Source organism: Streptomyces sp. NPDC091282 (assembly GCF_044757385.1).
Lineage (GTDB): Bacteria > Actinomycetota > Actinomycetes > Streptomycetales > Streptomycetaceae > Streptomyces > Streptomyces gramineus.
Window position 1 is genome coordinate 275,434 of the sequence record NZ_JBIVUX010000004.1, and the last position, 18,678, is coordinate 294,111.

The 18,678-nt window shown below is 73.2% G+C and carries 17 protein-coding genes; 8 read left to right on the plus strand and 9 right to left on the minus strand.

What is annotated here, in order from left to right:
• Positions 1–9 precede the first annotated feature (9 nt).
• Together ACIQOE_RS20285 and ACIQOE_RS20290 are read right to left on the minus strand one after the other, a co-directional pair.
• On the minus strand, positions 10–1,251 hold the full coding sequence (locus ACIQOE_RS20285) for a phosphodiester glycosidase family protein (RefSeq protein ID WP_401412767.1): 1,242 nt from the start codon (positions 1,249–1,251) through the stop codon (positions 10–12).
• Positions 1,252–1,325: 74 nt separating this feature from the next.
• A complete protein-coding gene (locus ACIQOE_RS20290) occupies positions 1,326–1,691 on the minus strand; it encodes a DUF779 domain-containing protein (protein ID WP_401412769.1) in 366 nt (121 codons plus the stop codon).
• A 258-nt stretch (positions 1,692–1,949) separates the two neighbouring features.
• Here ACIQOE_RS20290 and ACIQOE_RS20295 point away from each other — a divergent pair, with 258 nt between their 5' ends.
• Entirely contained in the window at positions 1,950–3,281 is a 1,332-nt protein-coding gene (locus tag ACIQOE_RS20295; RefSeq protein WP_401412771.1) for an enolase C-terminal domain-like protein, read from the plus strand.
• A gap of 5 nt (positions 3,282–3,286) precedes the next feature.
• Here the strand turns inward: ACIQOE_RS20295 and ACIQOE_RS20300 are convergent, their stop codons facing one another.
• Positions 3,287–4,882 (minus strand): MFS transporter, encoded by a 1,596-nt coding sequence (locus ACIQOE_RS20300; RefSeq protein WP_401412773.1) that lies wholly within the window; start codon positions 4,880–4,882, stop codon positions 3,287–3,289.
• Between the two features lie 188 nt (positions 4,883–5,070).
• On the opposite strand from ACIQOE_RS20300, the gene ACIQOE_RS20305 reads away from it, so the two are divergent.
• Together ACIQOE_RS20305 and ACIQOE_RS20310 are read left to right on the plus strand one after the other, a co-directional pair.
• Positions 5,071–6,057 (plus strand): Lrp/AsnC family transcriptional regulator, encoded by a 987-nt coding sequence (locus ACIQOE_RS20305; RefSeq protein ID WP_351326490.1) that lies wholly within the window; start codon positions 5,071–5,073, stop codon positions 6,055–6,057.
• 127 nt (positions 6,058–6,184) lie between these two features.
• Entirely contained in the window at positions 6,185–6,637 is a 453-nt protein-coding gene (locus ACIQOE_RS20310) for a MarR family transcriptional regulator (protein ID WP_351326489.1), read from the plus strand.
• Between the two features lie 18 nt (positions 6,638–6,655).
• On the opposite strand, the gene ACIQOE_RS20315 is transcribed toward ACIQOE_RS20310, so the two are convergent.
• Positions 6,656–7,093: a PaaI family thioesterase gene (locus ACIQOE_RS20315; protein ID WP_401412775.1), complete on the minus strand. Its 438-nt coding sequence runs from the start codon at positions 7,091–7,093 to the stop codon at positions 6,656–6,658.
• Between the two features lie 79 nt (positions 7,094–7,172).
• Here ACIQOE_RS20315 and ACIQOE_RS20320 point away from each other — a divergent pair, with 79 nt between their 5' ends.
• On the plus strand, positions 7,173–7,598 hold the full coding sequence (locus ACIQOE_RS20320; protein WP_351326485.1) for a MarR family winged helix-turn-helix transcriptional regulator: 426 nt from the start codon (positions 7,173–7,175) through the stop codon (positions 7,596–7,598).
• Positions 7,599–7,603: 5 nt separating this feature from the next.
• Here the strand turns inward: ACIQOE_RS20320 and ACIQOE_RS20325 are convergent, their stop codons facing one another.
• From ACIQOE_RS20325 to ACIQOE_RS20340, 4 genes are all read right to left on the minus strand, one after another.
• Positions 7,604–8,227 (minus strand): DedA family protein, encoded by a 624-nt coding sequence (locus tag ACIQOE_RS20325; protein ID WP_351326483.1) that lies wholly within the window; start codon positions 8,225–8,227, stop codon positions 7,604–7,606.
• Positions 8,228–8,318: 91 nt separating this feature from the next.
• Positions 8,319–9,425 carry an NAD(P)/FAD-dependent oxidoreductase gene (locus ACIQOE_RS20330; protein WP_401412778.1) on the minus strand — a complete coding sequence of 369 codons (1,107 nt, stop codon included), beginning with the start codon at positions 9,423–9,425 and terminating at the stop codon, positions 8,319–8,321.
• A 153-nt stretch (positions 9,426–9,578) separates the two neighbouring features.
• Positions 9,579–11,018 (minus strand): glutamate decarboxylase, encoded by a 1,440-nt coding sequence (locus ACIQOE_RS20335; RefSeq protein ID WP_351326479.1) that lies wholly within the window; start codon positions 11,016–11,018, stop codon positions 9,579–9,581.
• Positions 11,019–11,261: 243 nt separating this feature from the next.
• On the minus strand, positions 11,262–11,885 hold the full coding sequence (locus ACIQOE_RS20340; protein WP_351326478.1) for a TetR family transcriptional regulator: 624 nt from the start codon (positions 11,883–11,885) through the stop codon (positions 11,262–11,264).
• A gap of 96 nt (positions 11,886–11,981) precedes the next feature.
• On the opposite strand from ACIQOE_RS20340, the gene ACIQOE_RS20345 reads away from it, so the two are divergent.
• Both ACIQOE_RS20345 and ACIQOE_RS20350 read left to right on the plus strand, forming a co-directional pair.
• Positions 11,982–14,195 (plus strand): MMPL family transporter, encoded by a 2,214-nt coding sequence (locus tag ACIQOE_RS20345; protein WP_401412779.1) that lies wholly within the window; start codon positions 11,982–11,984, stop codon positions 14,193–14,195.
• Positions 14,196–14,694: 499 nt separating this feature from the next.
• Complete coding sequence (locus tag ACIQOE_RS20350) at positions 14,695–15,663, plus strand: D-2-hydroxyacid dehydrogenase family protein (protein WP_401412781.1); 969 nt, start codon at positions 14,695–14,697, stop codon at positions 15,661–15,663.
• Position 15,664: 1 nt separating this feature from the next.
• Here ACIQOE_RS20350 and ACIQOE_RS20355 read toward each other — a convergent pair whose 3' ends face one another.
• Complete coding sequence (locus ACIQOE_RS20355; protein WP_399009728.1) at positions 15,665–16,354, minus strand: hypothetical protein; 690 nt, start codon at positions 16,352–16,354, stop codon at positions 15,665–15,667.
• Positions 16,355–16,600: 246 nt separating this feature from the next.
• On the opposite strand from ACIQOE_RS20355, the gene ACIQOE_RS20360 reads away from it, so the two are divergent.
• Entirely contained in the window at positions 16,601–17,812 is a 1,212-nt protein-coding gene (locus tag ACIQOE_RS20360) for a glycosyltransferase (protein ID WP_401412783.1), read from the plus strand.
• 117 nt (positions 17,813–17,929) lie between these two features.
• Positions 17,930–18,292 (plus strand): signal peptidase I, encoded by a 363-nt coding sequence (locus tag ACIQOE_RS20365; RefSeq protein WP_365553804.1) that lies wholly within the window; start codon positions 17,930–17,932, stop codon positions 18,290–18,292.
• Positions 18,293–18,678: the final 386 nt, after the last annotated feature.

Consider the following 18,678-nt stretch of genomic DNA (forward strand, 5'->3'; position numbering starts at 1 on the left):
GGGCCGCGGTCAGGGTGCGGAGAAGACGCCGATCCCGTTCGCCACGGGCCGTTCCGGGCTCTCCGTCGGGTGGTTGAGCACGCGCACGGTCCGGTCGCCCGGGGTGCGGGCGACCAGTGTGGTGGAGCCGCCGCCGTCCAGGCTGAACGCGTCGGAGGCGCCCAACGCCCGCATCTCCCGCGCCACTTCGGCGATGGTCAGGCCGCTGCGGTAGGGCTTCGCGCCGTCCAGCGCGAGCAGCAGGAGCCGGCGTCCGCCGCTCGTGAGGCCCGCCGCCGTGCGGACGGCCGCGGTGGCGTCGTCGAGCCCGGCCGCCGGGCGGCCGCCGCGCAGCACCGGGTAGCCGCCGACCGCGAAGCGGTAGGGGACCTCGGTGGCCGAGGCCACCAGTCGCCTGCGGATCGTGACCCGTTGGCCCTTGGTGAGCCGGCGCAGCCGGTCCGCGCCGGCCTCCCGGCCCAGCAGGACGGTCGTGTCGGCCGCGATCGGGCCGCTGCCCGGCGCGCTGGCGGTCGCGACGACCCTGCCGTCGCGGATCCGCACCTCGTAGGTGTCCGTGCTGCATCCGGCCGCCCGGTCGGTGTCCGAGCCGCAGGTGGCGCGCTTGCGGGAGGCCGATCCCCAGGCGGCGGTGTAGGCGCCGACGGAGTCCTGGGCCAGCGCGTACTGGTTGAGCCCGCGCAGCGCGAGACTCCCGGCGGGGGTGCCGACGGTGCCGGTCAGCGTCAGCCGGTCCAGCCGGGCCCTGCGGTCCACGCCGACGCCGAGGACGTCGGTGGTGGCGGCGCCGGGCGGCAGCGACGGACCGAACCGCTGGGCCGTCGGGACCGCCGCCTTGAGCACCCGGCCGTGGGCGATCGCCGGGCCGACGCTCGCGCCGGTCGCGGCCACCCCCGGGTGCTGGGTCTCGCTGATGTTGAAGAAGTCGCCGTTGACGCCCGCGACCGCGCCCGCCGCGTCGGCCATCGCGGACACCGGCGACCGGGCGGCCACCGCGCCCGGGGTGAGGAGGTCCACGTGGACGCGCGGATCGCTCAGGTCGACGGTCAGCAGATGCGCGTGGACGGTGCCCTTGGCCGCCGGGAGGTCGAACTCCCGGTAGCCGACGCCGGACGCGATCCGCCCGGTGCCGGTCGCGGCGCCGGCCGGTGCCGCCCCCGCGAGGGCCGCGCCGGCCAGCACGCCGGATGTCGTGAGGATGGTGAACAGAGTTCGGCCGGTCGCCGCAAGTCGTCTCTGACGATGCGTCACCGCACCCCCTGATGTCTCGTCGAGTACCTCGGGACTCAGGGAAGTGCAGCAGACGGGAGTGACCGGCAGGGCGGTCAGACGTCGACTACGCGAGAACGGGTGAGAAAACGCACCCCCTCGGGTGCCTCCAGCGAGAATCCGCTACCCCGTCCGGGCACCACGTCCACGATCAGCCGGGTGTGGCTCCACACGTCGTACTGGCTGCGGGACATCCAGAAGGTGACCGGTTCGTCGACGCCGTCCACCGCCAGCTCGGCCAGCAGCACGTCCGAGCCGCCGGTGCGGAACTCGCCGTCGGGGTAGCACATCGGCGCGCTGCCGTCGCAGCAGCCGCCGGACTGGTGGAACATCAGCGGGCCGTGCTCGGCGCGCAGCCGGCGCACCAGCTCGGCCGCCTGCGGGGTGAGTTCGACGCGCTGAGGCGCCGCCTGGTCGTCCATGGTCACCCTCCTGGGGCCGGGTGTCGGGTCCCCCCAGTCTCACCCCTCGTCACCGGCCGGTCCATAAGCGGTCGTTGACGTCCCGGTGCGCGGTGCCGCCGCGGTACGCAGCCGGGCGGGTCCGGCGCGCCGGGACGGCCGCGGAGCAGGCCGCCGGGCGGGCGGTCCCGTGGGCCCATTGACCCGAGCGCGTCCGCATCCTTAATCTACATCTTCATATGTAGATGCTGTTTTCCCTTGCGTAAGGACGTCCCGCCCATGGCCCAGCCCGTCGTCACCCGCTTCTCCGTGTACCCGGTGGCCGGCCGGGACTCCATGCTGCTCAACCTCTCCGGCGCCCACGCGCCCTATTTCACCCGCAACGTCCTGGTCGTCGAGGACTCCGAGGGCAGGACGGGGCTCGGCGAGGTGCCCGGCGGCGAGGCGATCACCCGGACGCTGCGGGACGCGGAGCCGCTGGTCGTCGGAGCGCGCCTGGGTGACCACAAGCGGGTGCTGCGGGCGGTCGGGGAGGCGTTCGGCGGCCGGGACGCCGGCGGCCGCGGTGAGCAGACCTTCGACCTGCGGACGACCGTGCACGCCGTCACCGCCGTCGAGTCCGCCCTGCTCGACCTGCTCGGCCAGCACCTGGAGGTGCCGGTCGCCGCCCTGCTCGGCGACGGCAAGCAGCGCGACGCGGTACGCGTCCTCGGCTACCTCTTCCACGTCGGCGACGCGGCCCGCACCGACCTGGACTACCTCGGCGAGCCCGACGCCGACGTGCCCTGGCACCGCGTCCGCCACGAGGAGGCCCTGACCCCGGAGGCGATCGTCCGGCAGGCGGAGGCGGCCTACGACCGCTACGGCTTCCGGGACTTCAAGCTCAAGGGCGGGGTCCTCGCCGGCGCCGAGGAGGTCAAGAGCGTCCAGGCGCTGAAGCGGCGCTTCCCCGAGGCCAGGATCACCCTCGACCCCAACGGCGCCTGGTCCCTGCGGGAGGCCGTCGAGCTGTGCCGGCCGCTGCTCGGCACCCTCGCCTACGCCGAGGACCCCTGCGGGGCCGAGGACGGCTACTCCGGGCGCGAGATCCTCGCCGAGTTCCGCCGGGCCACCGGCCTGCCCACCGCGACCAACATGATCGCCACCGACTGGCGGCAGCTCACCCACGCGCTCGCCCTGCAGTCGGTCTCCATCCCGCTCGCGGACCCGCACTTCTGGACCCTGAGCGGTTCGGTGCGGGTGGCCCAGCTCTGCCACGCGGCGGGACTGACCTGGGGATGCCACTCCAACAACCACTTCGACATCTCGCTGGCCATGATGGCGCACTGCGGTGCCGCCGCCCCCGGCGACTACAACGCGCTGGACACGCACTGGATCTGGCAGGAGGGCCGGGAGCGCCTCACCGTCGCACCGCCCCGGATCGTCGGCGGCGAGGTGGCCGTCACCGACGCCCCCGGCCTCGGCGTCCGGCTCGACATGGACCGGCTGCTCGCGGCCCACGCCCGCCACGAGGAACTCGGCCTCGGCGCGGGCCGCGACGACGCGGCCGGGATGCGGCACCTCGTGGACGGCTGGACCTTCGACGCCAAGCGGCCCTGCCTGGTGCGGTGAGGCCGTCAGGCTCCCCGGACCGCCGGCTCCTGCTCGGCGGTGGTGTGTCCCGCCGCCCGGAGCGTCGCCGGCCGCTCCCGCGGGGCGCGCAGCAGGACCGCCGCGACCAGGGCGGCCAGCAGGGTGAGGCCGCCCGCCGTGATCAGGCACAGCCGCATCCCGTCCAGGAAGGACTGGCCCAGCGCGCCCAGCGCCTGGCCGGTCCGCGGGCCCAGGTCCAGGCCGGCGACCGCGCCGAGACCGTCCGTCCGCGCGACCGAGACGACCCGGTCCTGTGTCGCGCCCGTGACCCCGGCGCCGGTCAGGTGACCGGGCAGCGCGTCGACGGCCCGGGTGGTGAGCAGGGCGCCCAGGACGGCCGGCCCGAGGGCACCGCCGACCTGCCGGAACGCGTTGTTGCCCGCGGCCGCCATGCCGGCCAGGTGGTACGGCACGGAGGCCACCGCGGTCGCCGTCATCGGCGTCATGACCAAACCCATGCCGAGGCCCAGCAGGACGAGCCGCCAGGCGGCCGACGCGAAGGAGGTGTCGGCGGCCAGCCCGGTCAGCGCGAACTGCGCGCCGGCGACCAGCAGCAGGCCGACGGTGATCATCCAGCGCGCGGAGATCCGGTGCATCAGCCGCCCCGCCGGGCCGCCCACCAGCAGCGCCGCTCCGGTCACCATCAGCAGCCGCCAGCCGGCCTGGAGGGTGTCCAGCTGCTGGACCATGCCGAAGTAGAGGCTGAGGACGAAGAAGCACCCGATCAGCGCCAGGAAGCTGATCATCGCCACCAGGGTGGTGGCGGTGAAGGCGGGGCTGCGGAACAGGCTCAGGTCCAGCATCGGGCTGTCGCTGCGCCGTTCCACGAGGACGAAGGCCGCACCGGCGGCCACGGCGGTGAACAGCGCCACCATCACCCCGGTGTCCGTGAACGAGCCCGCGCCGCCCTCGATCACGCCGTAGACCAGGGCGGTGATCGCGAGTGTGGCGGTGAGCTGGCCGGGCCAGTCCAGCCGTCGGCCGTGCGGGGCCCGGGAGTCGGTCAGCTGCCGGGCGGCGACCGCGACGGCGAGCAGCGCCACCGGGACCGACGGCAGGTAGATCCACCGCCAGGAGAAGTGCGCGACGACCACACCGGCGATCACCGGGCCGATCGCCAGGGCCCCCATCAGGCAGGTCGCCCATATGCCGATGTACTTGCCGCGCTCGCGGTGGTCGGGCACCACGTGGCTGATCAGCGCCAGCGTGGTCGGCAGCAGCGCGGCCGCACCGGCACCGGCCAGCGCCTGACCGGCCCAGACCGTCTCGACGGAGTGCGCGCACAGGGCGGTGACCGCGCCGGCGGCGGAGCAGAGCAGACCGGCCTGGAAGACCTTCTTGCGTCCGTGGACGTCACCGAAGACGCCCGCGGTCAGGATGAACGCGGCCATCGGCAGCACGAACGCGTCCTGCACCCAGGACAGCTGGGCCGTCGACGCGTTCAGCGCCGACTGGAGCGCGGGCAGGCTCACGGAGACGGTGGTGACGGGAAGATAGGCGACGAAGACGCCCAGGCAGGCCATGACGATCGTGGCCGCCCGCCGCTCGACCGGCGGGCTCGCCGGTGTCGTGACGTTCACGGGGATACTCCTTCGCGGCGCGCCGCGCCGCGGTCGAGGCCCCGGCGGACCGGTGGCCTGTGTCGTACGGGCGTCCGGTGGGAAACCCGCCGCCACAGCATCCGGTCCCGCTCGCACAACCACCAAACAACCGCCGCTCGGGCAGCAGAATCCTCCAGATGCGCGCGTCGCCGTGACAGACTTCCACCATGCTGGACGACGTGGACAGGAAGATCCTCCGTGCGCTGCAGTGCGCGCCCCGGCTGTCCTTCCGCCGGATCGGTGAGGTCGCGGGCGTGTCCGAGCAGACCGCCGCCCGCCGCTACCAGGCGTTGCGGCGCAGCGGCGCGCTCCGGGTGGTCGGACTGGTCAGCCGGCGCGTGTACGGCGCCGCGGAGTGGGTCGCCCGCATCCGCTGCCGCCCGGACCGCGTCGCCCCGCTCGCCGAGGCCCTCGCCCGCCGCCCCGACATCTCCTGGGCGCATCTGGCGTCCGGCGGCTCGGAGATCATCTGCGTCATCCGCGCCCCGCTCGACATGCCCAGCGAGGACGTGCTGCTCCGGCAGCTGCCGAGGTCCGCCTCGGTGCTGGATGTCAGCGTCGACCTGATCATCCACAACTACGACGCGCCCGGCACCGCGGGCTGGACGGGCTACGGCGAGAACCTGGACGCCGCACAGGTCGGCCTGCTCACCGCGGAGCGTCCGCCGCCCACCGCCGGGCCCCCGCTCCCGCCCACCGACGAGGACGCGCCGTTGCTGGAGGCGCTGGCCCAGGACGGCCGCACCACCCACACCCGGCTCGCCGAACTCACCGGCTGGTCCCTGTCCCGGGTCGCGAGGCGGCTGGAGGCGCTGGAGGCGTCCGGCACCCTGGAGTACGAGGTCGAACTCCTGCCGGAGCGGCTGGGCCACTGGCTGCACGCCATCCTGTGGCTTCGGGTGGCACCCGCCGGGCTCGAACGGGTCGGCACGGAGGCCGCCGGCTACGCCGAGGTCCCCTTCGTCGGCGCCATCAGCGGGGAGCACAACCTGATGGTCTCCGTCATCGCCCGCGACCCCGAGGACTTCTACCGCTTCCTGACCACCCGGATCGCCGCCACGCCGGGCATCGACGCCTACGCCGTCAGCATCAGCGTCCACCACCTCAAGAAGGCGGCCTCCCTCATCTCGCGGGGCCGCCTGGTACCGCCGTAGGCCCTCGGGAGGCAGCCGGCGGACCCGGGCTCCGGGGCCGCGACCGGGTACGACGTCCGGCCGGGCACCGGCGGCGACCTGCCGTCCGTGATTGAGACTCCTTGCTTGAGCACGCTATTCTGCCGCGATGAGTGCCGAGGAGCCGCTGACCGCCCAGGAAGAGCGCCTCTGGCGTGCCCTGCTCCGCGTGACCGTCGCGCTGCCGCGCTCGCTGGACGACGATCTGCTGCGGTCCACGGGGCTCACGCTCACCGAGTACGTCGTCCTGATGAACCTCTCCGAGGCCGAGAACCGCGAACTGCGGATGACGGACCTCGCTTCGGCCACCGCCCTGTCCGCGAGCCGCATCACCCGTGTCGTGGACGCCCTGCAAAACCGGGGCCAGGTGGTCAAGCGGCGCTACGAGGGAGACGCGCGCGGCAACGTGGCGACCCTCACCCCGGAGGGGCTCAGGCGCCTTGAGGACGCCTACCCGGTGCATCTGGCGAGCGCCCGCAGGCGGGTCCTCGACCTGCTCGACGGCAGGTCGGTGGCGGCCATGGCACGCCAGTTCGACGCGGTGGTGGAGAAGCTCGACTGAATTCCAGGAGGGCGGCCGTCAGCTTCGTTCGGCGGCAGCCGCGGGTGCGAAGGAGATCGTCCCCTGGGCGACCGCGCACACCGTCTCGCCGCCGTCCGGACCCACGCAGACCACGTCGCAGCGGCAGACGGCCAGGCCACGGCCCGCCCGCACCACCCGGGCCCGTGCGAGCAGCGAGGTGCCGTCGGCCGGGCGGACGTAGTCGATGGTGAACCCGGCGGTGAGCGGCCGGTTCCCGGACGCGGTGCCGGCGGCGAACGCCATCGCGTTCTCCGCCACGTAGGCGAGGACCCCGCCGTGCACGTACCCGTACTGCTGGCGCAGGTCCTCGCGGTTGTCCAGTTCGAGCGTGGCCTCGCCGTCGCCGAAGGCCACCAGCCGGGTACCGAGCAGCGCGCTGAAGGGCTGCGCCGCCAGGATCCTCCGCGCGAAGGCCAGATCAGGCGTCCCGTTCACACGCGCCACCCCGCACCATCTCGATTCACTAGTGAAGTGAGAATGGCGCCCGGCCGTCGCGTCTGTCAAGATTCCGCCCATGTCCGAGCCCGACCAGCGCCTCTTCTTCCTGCTGCAGCGCGCCGCCCACCAGCTGCGCACCACGGCCGACCGGCGGCTGCTGGCCACCGCCGGGATCACCACGGCCCAGCTCGGCGCCCTGCTGGCGCTCGGCGACCGGCCCGGCATCACCCAGCAGCAGCTGGCCCAGGTGCTCCAGCAGCGCGAGTCCGGGATCACCGCGCTGGTCAGGCGCCTCCTGGACGCCGGCCTCGTCACCCGGCACCGGCACCCTGACCAGCACCGGGCCGTCGTACTGGAGCTGACCGAACGCGGGGCGGGCGTGCTCGGCACGGCCCGGCCGGAGATCGACCGCTTCAACGCCGAGCTGCGCGCCCTGCTCGGCGCCGACCGCTTCACCGACACGGCCGAGGCGCTGCACAGCATGGCGCACTGGGAACCCTGACCCGGTCACCGGCCGCGCCGCTCCCGGCGCGCCTCGGCCAGCGCGGGCAGCAGAGACAGGACGACGATCACGCCGACCAGCGGCAGCAGATAGCGGTCGACGTGCGAGACGGACGAGCCGAGCGCGAACCCGGCGAGGACGAAGGTCTGCGACCAGAGCACACCGCCGACCGTCTGCCACAGCGTGAACGGCCGCACCGGCACCCCGAGAGCCCCGGCGGCCGGATGCAGCACCGTCCGCAGCACCGGCACGAAACGGCCGATGACCAGTGCCTTGCCGTATCCGTAACGGGCCAGCAGGCGCTCCGCGCGGGCCGCGCCGGACTTCACCCGCCGGCTGGAGGTGCGGGCCAGCAGCGGACGGCCGCCGTGCCGCCCGATCAGATAGCCCACCTGGCCACCCGCCACGGCACCGACGGCCGCGCACACCAGCACCTGCCACAGCTCCAGCCGGGGCCCCCGGTCCGCGTTCGCCGCGCACAGCACACCGGCCGGGAAGAGCAGGGTGTCGCCCGGCAGGAAGAATCCGACGACCAGCAGTCCCGACTCGGCGAAGATCACCACCAGCACGGCCAGCGCCCCGAAGGCGGCGAGCAACGAGGCACTGTCCGTCGGATTGACGGCGATCACCCTCGTCACCTCCCCGTCCCGTACGCCGGTCGCTTCCCTCAAGTGTCACGTGCCGGCCGCCGGGGCGCCGCGCCGTGACACCGGGGAACGGTCAGGCCGACGGGTACCCGAGCTGGCGTCTCATGTACGGGGTCATGAGCGTCTTCGCCTTGGCCATGGTGGTGGCCCGGGTGCCGAGGACCGCGCTCTCGCCGAGCGGCACCGGCAGCACGGTCACGCCGTCGGCCGGTCCGAAGGGCACGATCAGCGGGGTGCGGCGGACGGCCCGGTAGGTCCGCAGCCTGGTGCCGTGCCGCCCGGAACCGCGCAGGTAGGAGAGGATGTTGTGGGCCGCCACCTCGGCCTGGGCGAGCGCGGCCGGGGTGACCTTGAGTTCGGTGACGTCGTTCACGTCGCCGACCGCGAACACGTCAGGCCGGCCCTCGACCCGCAGCGTCCGGTCGACCTTGACGTGTCCCGTCCCGGTCAGCCAGTCGCCGTGCCCGGCCAGACGCAGCCAGAGCGTGTTGGGCGTGGTGCCGGTCGCCCAGAAGGAGAGGTCGGCGGCGAGGATCCCGCCGCGGGTGTCGCGGTAGGTGCCGAAGTCGGCGCCCGGCGACATGAACGAGTCCAGGCGGACGGTCACGTCGTGGTCGGTCAGCCAGGTCCTGGCCCGGCGGCCGGCGCGGGCGCTGCCGGTGGAGTGCAGCAGCTCCTGCCCGGAGTGCGCGAGGGTGACCCGCGCGTCCGGCCGGGCCAGCCGTATCTCGGCACTCAGCTCGACGCCGGACGGACCGCCGCCGACGACCAGGATGTGGCCGGCGGCGGCGATGCCGTGCTGGTGCTCGGCGAAGGCCTTCGCGGCCTCGTCGGGGGTGGTGCCGACGAACCGGGCCGGTTCGGGGTAGTCGGCTCCGGTGGCCACGACCAGCACGTCGTAGGGCAGCCGGTCACCCGTGGCGAGGGTGACCCGGCGCTCCGCGGTGTCGATGCGGACCGCCTTGCCCACCACCAGACGGCCGTGCACCAGCAGCCGGTCGTACGGGATGAACGGGGCGCCCGTCCACTCCGGGCGGACACCTGCGCGCAGGGAGGCGATGCGGTGGAAGAAGACCTCCTTGCGGTCCACGAGTGTGACGCGGGCCGCGGCGTCCAGTTTCCTCGCCAGCCGCACGCCCGCGTAACCGCCGCCGATCACCACTACGTTGCCGTCCCGCACAGCGATTCTCCTGAGCCAGGTGGGGGGAATGGCGGCGAGCGTAACATTTGAAACATCAAGCGCAGGGCGGGTTCTGTGAGAGTGCCGCGAAGGTGCCCGGGGCCGGTGCGGTCCGGCTGTCCGGCGGCGTCCGCCCCGCGTCGCGGGCCGCCGTCAGGGCGCGGCGGCCGGAGCGGGTGCCGTCGCCTGCCGCCACTCGTACAGCCGGCTGGTGACCTCGGTCAGGTCGGCGATGAACATGCCCGCCAACTCGGCGGTGAATCCGGTGCGTACGACGAGACGCAGCACGGAGACGTCCTGGCAGGGCGCCGGGAACGTGTACGCGGGCACGTGCCAGCCGCGGGCGCGCATCGCCTGGGAGATGTCGAAGACCGTCAGGCCCTCGGTGCCGGGTGCCAGCCGGAAGGCGAAGGCGGGCAGTTCGGAGCCGTCGGTGACCAGTTCGTAGGGCGTGATGGCCTGGATGCGCGCGGCCAGGGCGCGGGCCGTCGTCCGGTTCTGGGCGGCCAGGTTGCGCAGCCCCTCGAAGCCGTAGCGCAGGAAGCTGTAGTACTGCGCGACGACATGGGCGCCCGGGCGGGAGAAGTTGAGGGTGAAGCTGGGGGAGCAGCCGCCGAGGTAGTCGACCTCGAAGACCAGGTCGTCGGGGAGGGCCTCGGCGTTGCGCCACAACGCCCAGCCGAGGCCCGGGAAGACGTGCCCGTACTTGTGCCCCGAGGTGTTGATGGAGGCGACGCGTTCGAGCTGGAAGTCCCAGAGCAGGCCCGGGTCGAGGAAGGGGGCCACCATCGCGCCGGAGGCGCCGTCGACGTGCACGGGGATGTCGGTGCCGGTGGCGGCCTGGTATCCGTCCAGGGCCAGGCAGATGTCCGAGACGGGCTCGTAGGAGCCGTCGAAGGTGGAGCCGAGGACGGTGACGACACCGATCGTGTTGTCGTCGCAGTAGGCGGTGAGCGTGTCCGGCGTGAGGTGGTAGCGGCCCGGTTCCATCGGGACGTAACGCGGCTCCACCTCGAAGTAGTTGGCGAACTTCTTCCAGCACACCTGGACGTTGGCGCCCATCACGATGTTCGGGCGTGCGGTGTCCTTGCCCTGCGCGCGCCGGCGGTCCTGCCAGCGGCGCTTGAGCGCGAGGCCGCCGAGCATGGCCGCCTCGCTGGAGCCGGTGGTGGAGCAGCCGCGGACCTGCTCGGGGAACGGCGCGTGCCAGAGCCGGGCGAGCATCCGGACGCAGCGCCCCTCCATGGCGGTGATCTGCGGGTACTCCGCGCGGTCCGCGAGGTTCTTCTCCGCGGTCTCCGCCATCAACTGCCGTGCCTGCGGCTCCATCCACGTGGTCACGAAGGTGGCGAGGTTGAGCCGGGCGTTTCCGTCGAGCATGAGCTCGTCGCGGACCCGGCGGCCGACCTGGTCGGGTGAGGACGCGTGCGCGGGCAACTCGTCGACGGGCAGGAGCAGATGGTCGGCGAGCGGCGCCAGGCCGGTGACGGCCGGGCGGTCGGGTTCCGGTTCGGGTTCGGGTTCGGTCCCGGGGGAGACGATGAGGGTGTCGAAGTCGGGTGCGGTCATGACGTCGGTATGCGGGATGGGCATGAGTGACTCGATGCCTTTCTTGTCCGTGCGGCCCCGTGCACTCCGAAGCTAGATCGCTTTTCGGTGCGGCATCGGTGCCGATTACACCGATCCAGCGACCGGTTTGCGGACTGATGAACTGGATTTTCCCATCCACATACTGGCGGGCCCGGTGGCATGCCCCGGCAGGCCGAACGCGCCCGTCCGTGCGCCGTCCGCGCCGGACCCGTCCGGCGGATCGGGCCGCCGGAGCCCGCCGGCGTGTCAGCCGCGCGGTCCGCCGGAGGGGTCCGGGCGGCCCGGATCATTGGCCGGCCGGGGTGCGGGCAGGGCGGCGATTCCGGCGCGCAGGAAGGCCATCGCCGTCTCGATGTCGTGCTCCCGGGGGGTGCGGCACATCACCTCGCAGACGACGGCCGCCGCCGCGGCGGCCGCCATGCGCGGGCCGAAGTCGTCCGGCGTCTCGCCGCGCTCCTCGGCGAGGATGCGCGTGCCCTCCTGGATGACCTCCGTCAGCCGGGTGTTGGCGACCGCCTTGACCTGCGGATTGAGTTCGAGCATGCGGTCGTAGAGGTCGTCCAGTTCGCTGTGGTCGGCGGCCTCGGCCCGCAGCCAGCCCTCCAGTGAGTCCACGATCGAATGACCCTCCGCGCGGTCCCGCACGGCCGTGCCCAGCCGGTCCGTGAACGCGTCGAATCGCGAGGTCGCCAGCTCCAGCTTGGACGGGAAGTACAGCGTGACCGTGCGCGGCGAGACCTCCGCCGCCTCGGCGATGTCGGCGATCGTCGTCGCCTCGAAACCGCGGTCGGCGAACAGCCGGTAGGCGGCCCTGAGGATCGCTTCCCGGCGGCGCGCCTTGGAACGCTCTCGCAGACCCTCGCTCATCATGACCGGCACTTTACCATCGGACGCGTATTTACAGTCGACTGCAAAAATGCCGTACGTTGTTACCGGCCGAGTGGTCGAGGGAGAGGGAAGAGGAACATGGCGTCACGCCTGTACACCTGGGGGCGATGGGCGGTACGCCGTCGCGGCCGGGTCATCGCGGTCTGGGTGCTGCTGCTCGCCGTCGTCGGCGGTCTCGGGATCGCCCTGCACGGCAAGGCGACCACCGAGTTCTCGGTGCCCGGGATCGAGTCGCAGCAGGCCCAGGAACTGCTGAAGAAGAAGTTCCCGCAGGCCTCCGGCGGCGTGGCCCGGGTGGTCTTCGCGGCCCCCGAGGGCGGCCGGCTCACGGCGCCCCGGACCGAGGCGGCCCTGGAGGCGAGCCTCAAGGAGGCCGCCCGGATACCCGGCGTCCTGGACGTCTCCGACCCCCTCAGGACCAGGACGGTCGCCGCGGACCTGCGCATCGGCTACGCCGACGTCCGCTTCCGCCAACAGGCAAGTGACGTGCCGCAGTCGTCCAAGGACGCCCTGGACCGCGCGATGACGAAGGCCCGTCACGCCGGGCTCACCGTCGAGTTCGGCGGCTCGGCCATGGACGTCAAGACCGAGGTCGGCGGACCGGCCGAAGTGGTCGGCGTGGTGGTCGCCTTCGCCGTGCTCGCCCTGGCGCTCGGCTCGCTCGTCGCCGCGGGACTGCCGCTGCTGACCGCCCTCGTGGGCGTCGCCGTCGGCGTCCTCGGCGTGCAGTTCGTCTCGCGCTGGGTCGAGATGACCAGCACCGCCACCGTGCTCGCCCTGATGATCGGCCTGGCCGTGGGCATCGACTACGCCCTGTTCATCATCTCCCGCCACCGCGAGCAACTCGCCGACCCCGAGCAGGACATGGCCGACTCGATCGCCCGCGCCGTGGCCACGGCCGGCGGCGCGGTCGTCTTCGCCGGCGCCACCGTGATCATCGCGCTGGCCGCGCTGGCGGTCACCGGCATCCCGTTCCTGACCGTCATGGGCCTGGCCGCGGCCGCCACCGTGCTGCTCGCCGTGCTCGTCGCGGTGAGCCTGGTGCCCGCCGCCCTGAGCCTGTTCGGCGAACGGCTGCGGCCCCGCGCCCACCGCCCCGCGCCCGCCGGTGCCCGCCCGCGACGCGAACGCGCCGCCGGCTCCTGGGGCCTGGCATGGGGCCGGGCCGTCACCCGCAGGCCGCTGCTCGTCCTCCTGGCCGGCACGCTCGGCCTGCTCGCGCTCGCCGTGCCCGCCCGCGACCTGCGCCTCGGCCTGCCGAGCAACGCCTCGCAGCCCGTCGACAGCACCCAGCACAAGAGCTACGACCTGCTGACGGAGGGCTTCGGGCCCGGCTTCAACGCCACCCTGACCGCCGTGGTCGACATGGACCGGATCCCGGCCGCCGACCGCACGGCCACCGTCAAGTCGCTCAGCAGGTCCCTGGCGAGCGACCGCGGAGTGGCCGTCGTCGCCCCGCCGGTCACCAACGCCGACGCCACCCTCGCCGTCGTCGCCGTGGTCCCGAAGACCGGCCCGGACGCCCAGGCCACCACCGACCTGGTGCACCGGCTGCGCGAGAACGCGGCCACCGTCGGCACGGCAGGCGGCACCCTCTACATCGCGGGTACGACGGCCGCCGCGATCGACGTCGCGGGCAAACTGTCCGACGCGCTGCCGCTGTTCGTCGCCATCATCGTGATCCTGGCGCTCCTGCTGCTGACCGTCGCCTTCCGGTCCCTGCTGGTCCCGGTCAAGGCCGCGCTCGGCTTCCTGCTGTCGGTCGCCGCCTCGCTGGGCGCCACCGTGTGGGTCTTCCAGGAGGGCCATCTCAACGGCGTCCTCGACATCCCGTCCGCCGGACCGGTCACCAGCTTCCTGCCGGTCCTGCTCATCGGCGTGCTCTTCGGACTGGCCATGGACTACGAGGTCTTCCTGGTCAGCCGGATGCGGGAACACCACCAGCACACCGGCGACGCGGCCGAGGCGGTCACGCAGGGAGTGGCCCGCAGCGGCCGGGTGGTGAGCGCCGCCGCCCTGATCATGGTCGCGGTCTTCGGCGGCTTCGTCTTCAACCACGACCCGATCATCAAGTCCATCGGTTTCGCCCTGGCGTTCGGCGTCCTGGTCGACGCGTTCGTGGTCCGCATGACGCTCGTCCCGGCGGCCATGGCCCTGCTGGGCCGCCGCGCCTGGGGCCTGCCAGGCGTGCTCGACCGCATCACCCCGGACGTGGACATCGAGGGCGCGAAGCTGCCGGGTCCCGCCCCGGTGGAGCCGGAACGCAGGGAGCACGAGCCGGCGGCCGGCTGACCGGTCCCGGGCGGCCCGCCGGAGGCGACGACGAGCCTCCCGGCGGGCCCGGCGCGGTGCGTGCGGTGGCTCGGTTCCGCCGTCCCGCTCCCGCGGAGGTCGGCCCGGATACCCCACCCCTGGAGGGGGTTCGGGGACCGGGCGCCGCCGACTGTCCGCGCCTCGCGGGGGACTTGGTCCGGTGCCGTCCGTCTTTGCTCCGGCGGGGGATGTGGCCCCGTGCCGTGCACCCCTGCCCCGGAGGGGACGAGCACCCCTGCCCCGGAGGGGACGTGCACCCCTGCCCCGGAGGGGACGAGCACCCCTGCCCCGGAGGTGACGTGCACCCGTGCCCCGGAGGGGACGTGCCTTCGCGGCCCCGGAAGGCCGGGCGGCATGCGCCGTCGTACGGCCGTGCGCGTGCCCGATGCGCGCTGGGTACGCTGATCGGCGCGGATCGGTGCCCCCGGCGGGCTCACCGGGGTGTCCGCCCGCTCCGCAGGAAAGGCAGAACGTCCGCATGACCCTTCGCTGTGCCGTACTGGACGACTACCAGGGCGCGGCTCTCGCCCTGGCGGACTGGAGCTCCCTCGACGGCCGTGTCGAGGTGCGGCCGGTCCGTGCGCACATCGCCGACCGGGAACGGCTCGTCGCCGAGCTGGCGGACTGCGAGATCGTCGTGATCATGCGCGAACGCACCGCCTTCGACGCCGACTTGCTGGAGCGGCTGCCCCGGCTGCGTCTGCTGGTGACCACCGGCATGCGCAACGCGTCCGTCGACCTGGCGGCCGCGGCGGCCCGCGGGGTGACGGTCTGCGGCACGGCCAGCAGCTCCACCCCGCCGGTCGAACTGACCTGGGCCCTGCTCCTCGGCCTGGCGCGGAACATCGCGACCGAGAACCGGTCACTGCGCGAAGGCGGCCCCTGGCAGTCCACCGTGGGACAGGACCTGCACGGCCGCACCCTCGGCCTGCTCGGACTCGGCAAGATCGGCACCCGGGTCGCCCAGGTCGCCATCGCCTTCGGCATGGAGGTCCTGGCCTGGAGCGAGCACCTCACCCCGGAGCGCGCCGCCGACGCGGGCGTCCGGCTCGCGCCGAGCAAGCGCGACCTGCTCGGCCGCAGCGACTTCGTCTCCGTCCACCTGGTGCTGTCCGAGCGGACCCGCGGCCTGCTCGGCGACGAGGACCTGCGGGCCATGCGACCGCACGCCTACCTGATCAACACCTCCCGCGCCGCCATCGTCGACGGGCCGGCGCTGCTGCGCGCCCTCCGCGAGAACCGGATCGCCGGGGCCGGACTCGACGTCTTCGAGACCGAGCCGCTCGCCCCCGACGACCCCCTGCGCTCCCTGCCGAACGTCCTCGCCACCCCGCACCTGGGGTACGTCACCGAGGGCAACTACCGCACCTTCTACACCCAGGCGGTGGAGGACATCGCCGCCTTCCTCGCCGGCGAGCCCGTGCGGCGGCTGACGCCGACGGCGTGAATCAGCCCGACGGCGTGTTGTAGTTGACGATTCCGTCCACCATGACGGCGACCGCACCGGACAGCGGACTGGCCGCCCCCTCGGCGACGACGTCGGGCAGCCGGTGCGCCTCGGCCTCGCCGGCCGCCACCATGCCCCAGAACGCGTTGTAGCCCGAGGGGTCCGCCGGTTTGTCGACGGCCGCCGCGACGGTCAGGACACCGTCCGCCTCGGCCACCGCGAGCGCCCCCATCTGCCGCAGCGTCCCGGGATCGCGCTCCTCGGCGGCCACCACGCTCCAGCCCGACTCCTCGGCGTGCCGTACCGCGGCGAGGAGCGTGCCGGCCGTGTCCGGGCCCGTAACAACGATGTCAGGGAGGACGAGGGCCACCGGGCCCCGCGTCATCGGCAGGGCGGACCGGATCGCTCCGTCGAGACCCGGTCCGCACGACTCGTCCTGGAAGACGAACACCATGTGAAAGATCTCCGCATAGCGCGCGAGATGGCGCACGGTGTCGAGTTTGTGCTTCCCGAACACCACCACAAGACGGACGCGGAGTCCGCTCTTGACCAGTTCGACGACGGATTCCAGGCTGCGGTCGAGCACGGTGACCCCGGGAGCCAGACAGTGCAGCTCCTTGGGGTAGGGCGCGCCGAAACGGGAGCCGATTCCGGCGCAGGGCAAGATGACCGAGACATCGGGTGCGGGCACGGACGGACTATGCATCGAGCAGCTCTCCGGTGGAATTGTCGATGGGGGACCTCGCGTGCCTCGTCGAGGCATGCCGGCGTTCACCGTAGACACTGCGCACGGCGCTTATCGAAGAAACATGGTGTTGACCGATCCGTACCGCGGACGCATACCGTGGCGGCCGGTGCGCCGCGTGAATGGCAGCGCTCGAATTCCGGGCGGAAACGGCCCGAAACGCGTGGAAGACACGACGAAGGAGAATGCGGAATGCGGGTGCTGTTGTCCACATACGGGACGCGCGGCGACGTCGAACCGCTGGTGGCCCTCGCGGTGCGGTTACGGGCGCTCGGCGCGGAGGTGCGGATGTGCGTCCCGCCGGACGAGGAGTTCGCCGCGCGGCTCACGGGCGTCGGCGTGCGACCGTTCCCGGTCGGGCCGCCGGTACGGGAGGTGATGCGCGGGACGGCACTGCCGTCGGCGGCGGACCTGGCCCGGTACCGGACGGAGATGGTCGGCGCGCAGTTCGACGCGTTCCCGGCGGCCGTCGAGGGATGCGACGCGGTGGTGGCGGCCGGCCTCGCGCAGATCGCCGCGCGGTCGGCGGCGGAGGCGGCGGGCGTCCGCTACGTGTACGTGAGTTACGCGGCGGTGCACCTGCCCTCGCCGCACCATGCGCCGCCGCCACGGCCGGGCTGGCCGGACCCGGACCCGGGGACGGACGGCAACCGGGCGCTGTGGGAGCTGGACGCGCGGAACGTGAACGCGCAGTTCGGCCAGGCGCTGAACGACCGCCGGGCGGCGCTCGGTCTGCCCCCGGTGGACGACGTCCGCGGGCACGTCCTCACCGGCCGGCCGTGGCTGGCGGCGGACCCGGTCCTCGGCGCGTGGCCGCGGACCCCCGGTCTCGACGTCGTCCAGACGGGTGCGTGGTACCTGCCGGACGACCGTCCGCTCCCGGCCGACCTGACGGCCTTCCTCGACGCGGGCGCGCCGCCGGTCTACGTGGGCTTCGGCAGCATGCGGCCGTCACCGGGCATCGGTCGCATGGCCGTCGAGGCGGTCCGTGCCCGGGGGTACCGGGTGCTCGTGTCGCGCGGCTGGGCGGAACTGGACGCGGGCGACGAGCGGGAGGACTGCTTCGCCGTCGGCGAGGCCAACCACCAGCGCCTGTTCACCAGGGTGGCCGCCGTGGTGCACCACGGCGGCGCGGGAACGACGTCGACGGCCGCCCGTGCGGGCACGCCGCAGGTGGTGATACCGCTCCAGCTGTCGGACAACCCGTACTGGGCGCGGCGGGTGGCGGACCTCGGCGTCGGTGCGGCACTCGACGGTCCGCCGCCGACATCCGACGCGCTGGCCGCCGCGTTCGAGACGGCCCTGTCGCCGCAGACCCGGGCGCGGGCGAAGGCCCTGGGAGGCCGCATCCGCACCGACGGGGCGGAGGCGGCCGCGAGCCTGCTGACCGAGGCGCTGCGGTAGCCCCGGGCCGCCCCGGTGAACGGGAGCCCCGGCCGGGGCGGACGCGATCGGCCGGGGCTCCCGCACGCCCCGCCGGGCCGCGTGGGTGCCGTCGGCCGGCTGCTAGCGTGCGGGCGCATGGACGACGGCGTGTACGTGGGCAACGCGGGCAAGGACGCGGCGCTGGACCGGGGTTGGCTGCTCGGGCACTTCAAGGAGCCCGGCGATCCCCGCCGCAGCGAGGCCGTCGAGGTCAAATGGGGCGTCCACCCGCGGGGCGAGGGACGGGTCCAGTGGGTGCGCGGCGAGGTGCGGACGGCCCTCCTCGTGCTCGTTTCGGGCCGCTTCCGGGTGGAGTTCCCCGGCCGGAGCGTCCTGCTGGAGGAACAGGGCGACTACGTCGTCTGGGGCGCGGGAGTGGATCACTCGTGGACCGCCGAACAGGACTCCGTGGTGCTGACCGTGCGCTGGCCCTCCGTGTCCGGATACGCCGCACCCTAGGTGAAAAGCCGCAGTCCGCCCAAACATTTTCTAAACCGAAGGCGGACGCCTTTTCCGCCTTCGAAAATTGTGGCGTCGGTCACTGTTGACCATCTAATCGGTACCCACCTAACATCGGCGGAAATGAGCCACCGCCGGGGTGGCCGGAAAAACGGACACTTCCCCGACCACTCCTCCGCACGTATCCGACGCAATTCATGGAGTTCCGGCACAGGAAAGGCGGCCGGCAGTCCGCTTCAAACGCCGCTGAACCCATGAGAATTTCAGTCCGGGCGCCGATACGTCCCGCTGAATTGTGCCCGAATTCCGGACGGCACGCCGAATGATCCGACCACGGCCGTGCCGGGCCCGAGTGCGCACCGAAGTGCGTGAACCATTGATCCTTC

Bases quoted from the DNA above. Each gene is read 5' to 3' on its own strand.
- ACIQOE_RS20290 (WP_401412769.1), bottom strand. From the start codon at position 1,691: ATGGACGACCAGGCGGCGCCTCAGCGCGTCGAACTCACCCCGCAGGCG.
- ACIQOE_RS20295 (WP_401412771.1), top strand. From the start codon at position 1,950: ATGGCCCAGCCCGTCGTCACCCGCTTCTCCGTGTACCCGGTGGCCGGC.
- ACIQOE_RS20305 (WP_351326490.1), top strand. From the start codon at position 5,071: ATGCTGGACGACGTGGACAGGAAGATCCTCCGTGCGCTGCAGTGCGCG.
- ACIQOE_RS20310 (WP_351326489.1), top strand. From the start codon at position 6,185: ATGAGTGCCGAGGAGCCGCTGACCGCCCAGGAAGAGCGCCTCTGGCGT.
- ACIQOE_RS20320 (WP_351326485.1), top strand. From the start codon at position 7,173: ATGTCCGAGCCCGACCAGCGCCTCTTCTTCCTGCTGCAGCGCGCCGCC.
- ACIQOE_RS20335 (WP_351326479.1), bottom strand. From the start codon at position 11,018: ATGCCCATCCCGCATACCGACGTCATGACCGCACCCGACTTCGACACC.
- ACIQOE_RS20340 (WP_351326478.1), bottom strand. From the start codon at position 11,885: ATGATGAGCGAGGGTCTGCGAGAGCGTTCCAAGGCGCGCCGCCGGGAA.
- ACIQOE_RS20345 (WP_401412779.1), top strand. From the start codon at position 11,982: ATGGCGTCACGCCTGTACACCTGGGGGCGATGGGCGGTACGCCGTCGC.
- ACIQOE_RS20350 (WP_401412781.1), top strand. From the start codon at position 14,695: ATGACCCTTCGCTGTGCCGTACTGGACGACTACCAGGGCGCGGCTCTC.
- ACIQOE_RS20360 (WP_401412783.1), top strand. From the start codon at position 16,601: ATGCGGGTGCTGTTGTCCACATACGGGACGCGCGGCGACGTCGAACCG.
- ACIQOE_RS20365 (WP_365553804.1), top strand. From the start codon at position 17,930: ATGGACGACGGCGTGTACGTGGGCAACGCGGGCAAGGACGCGGCGCTG.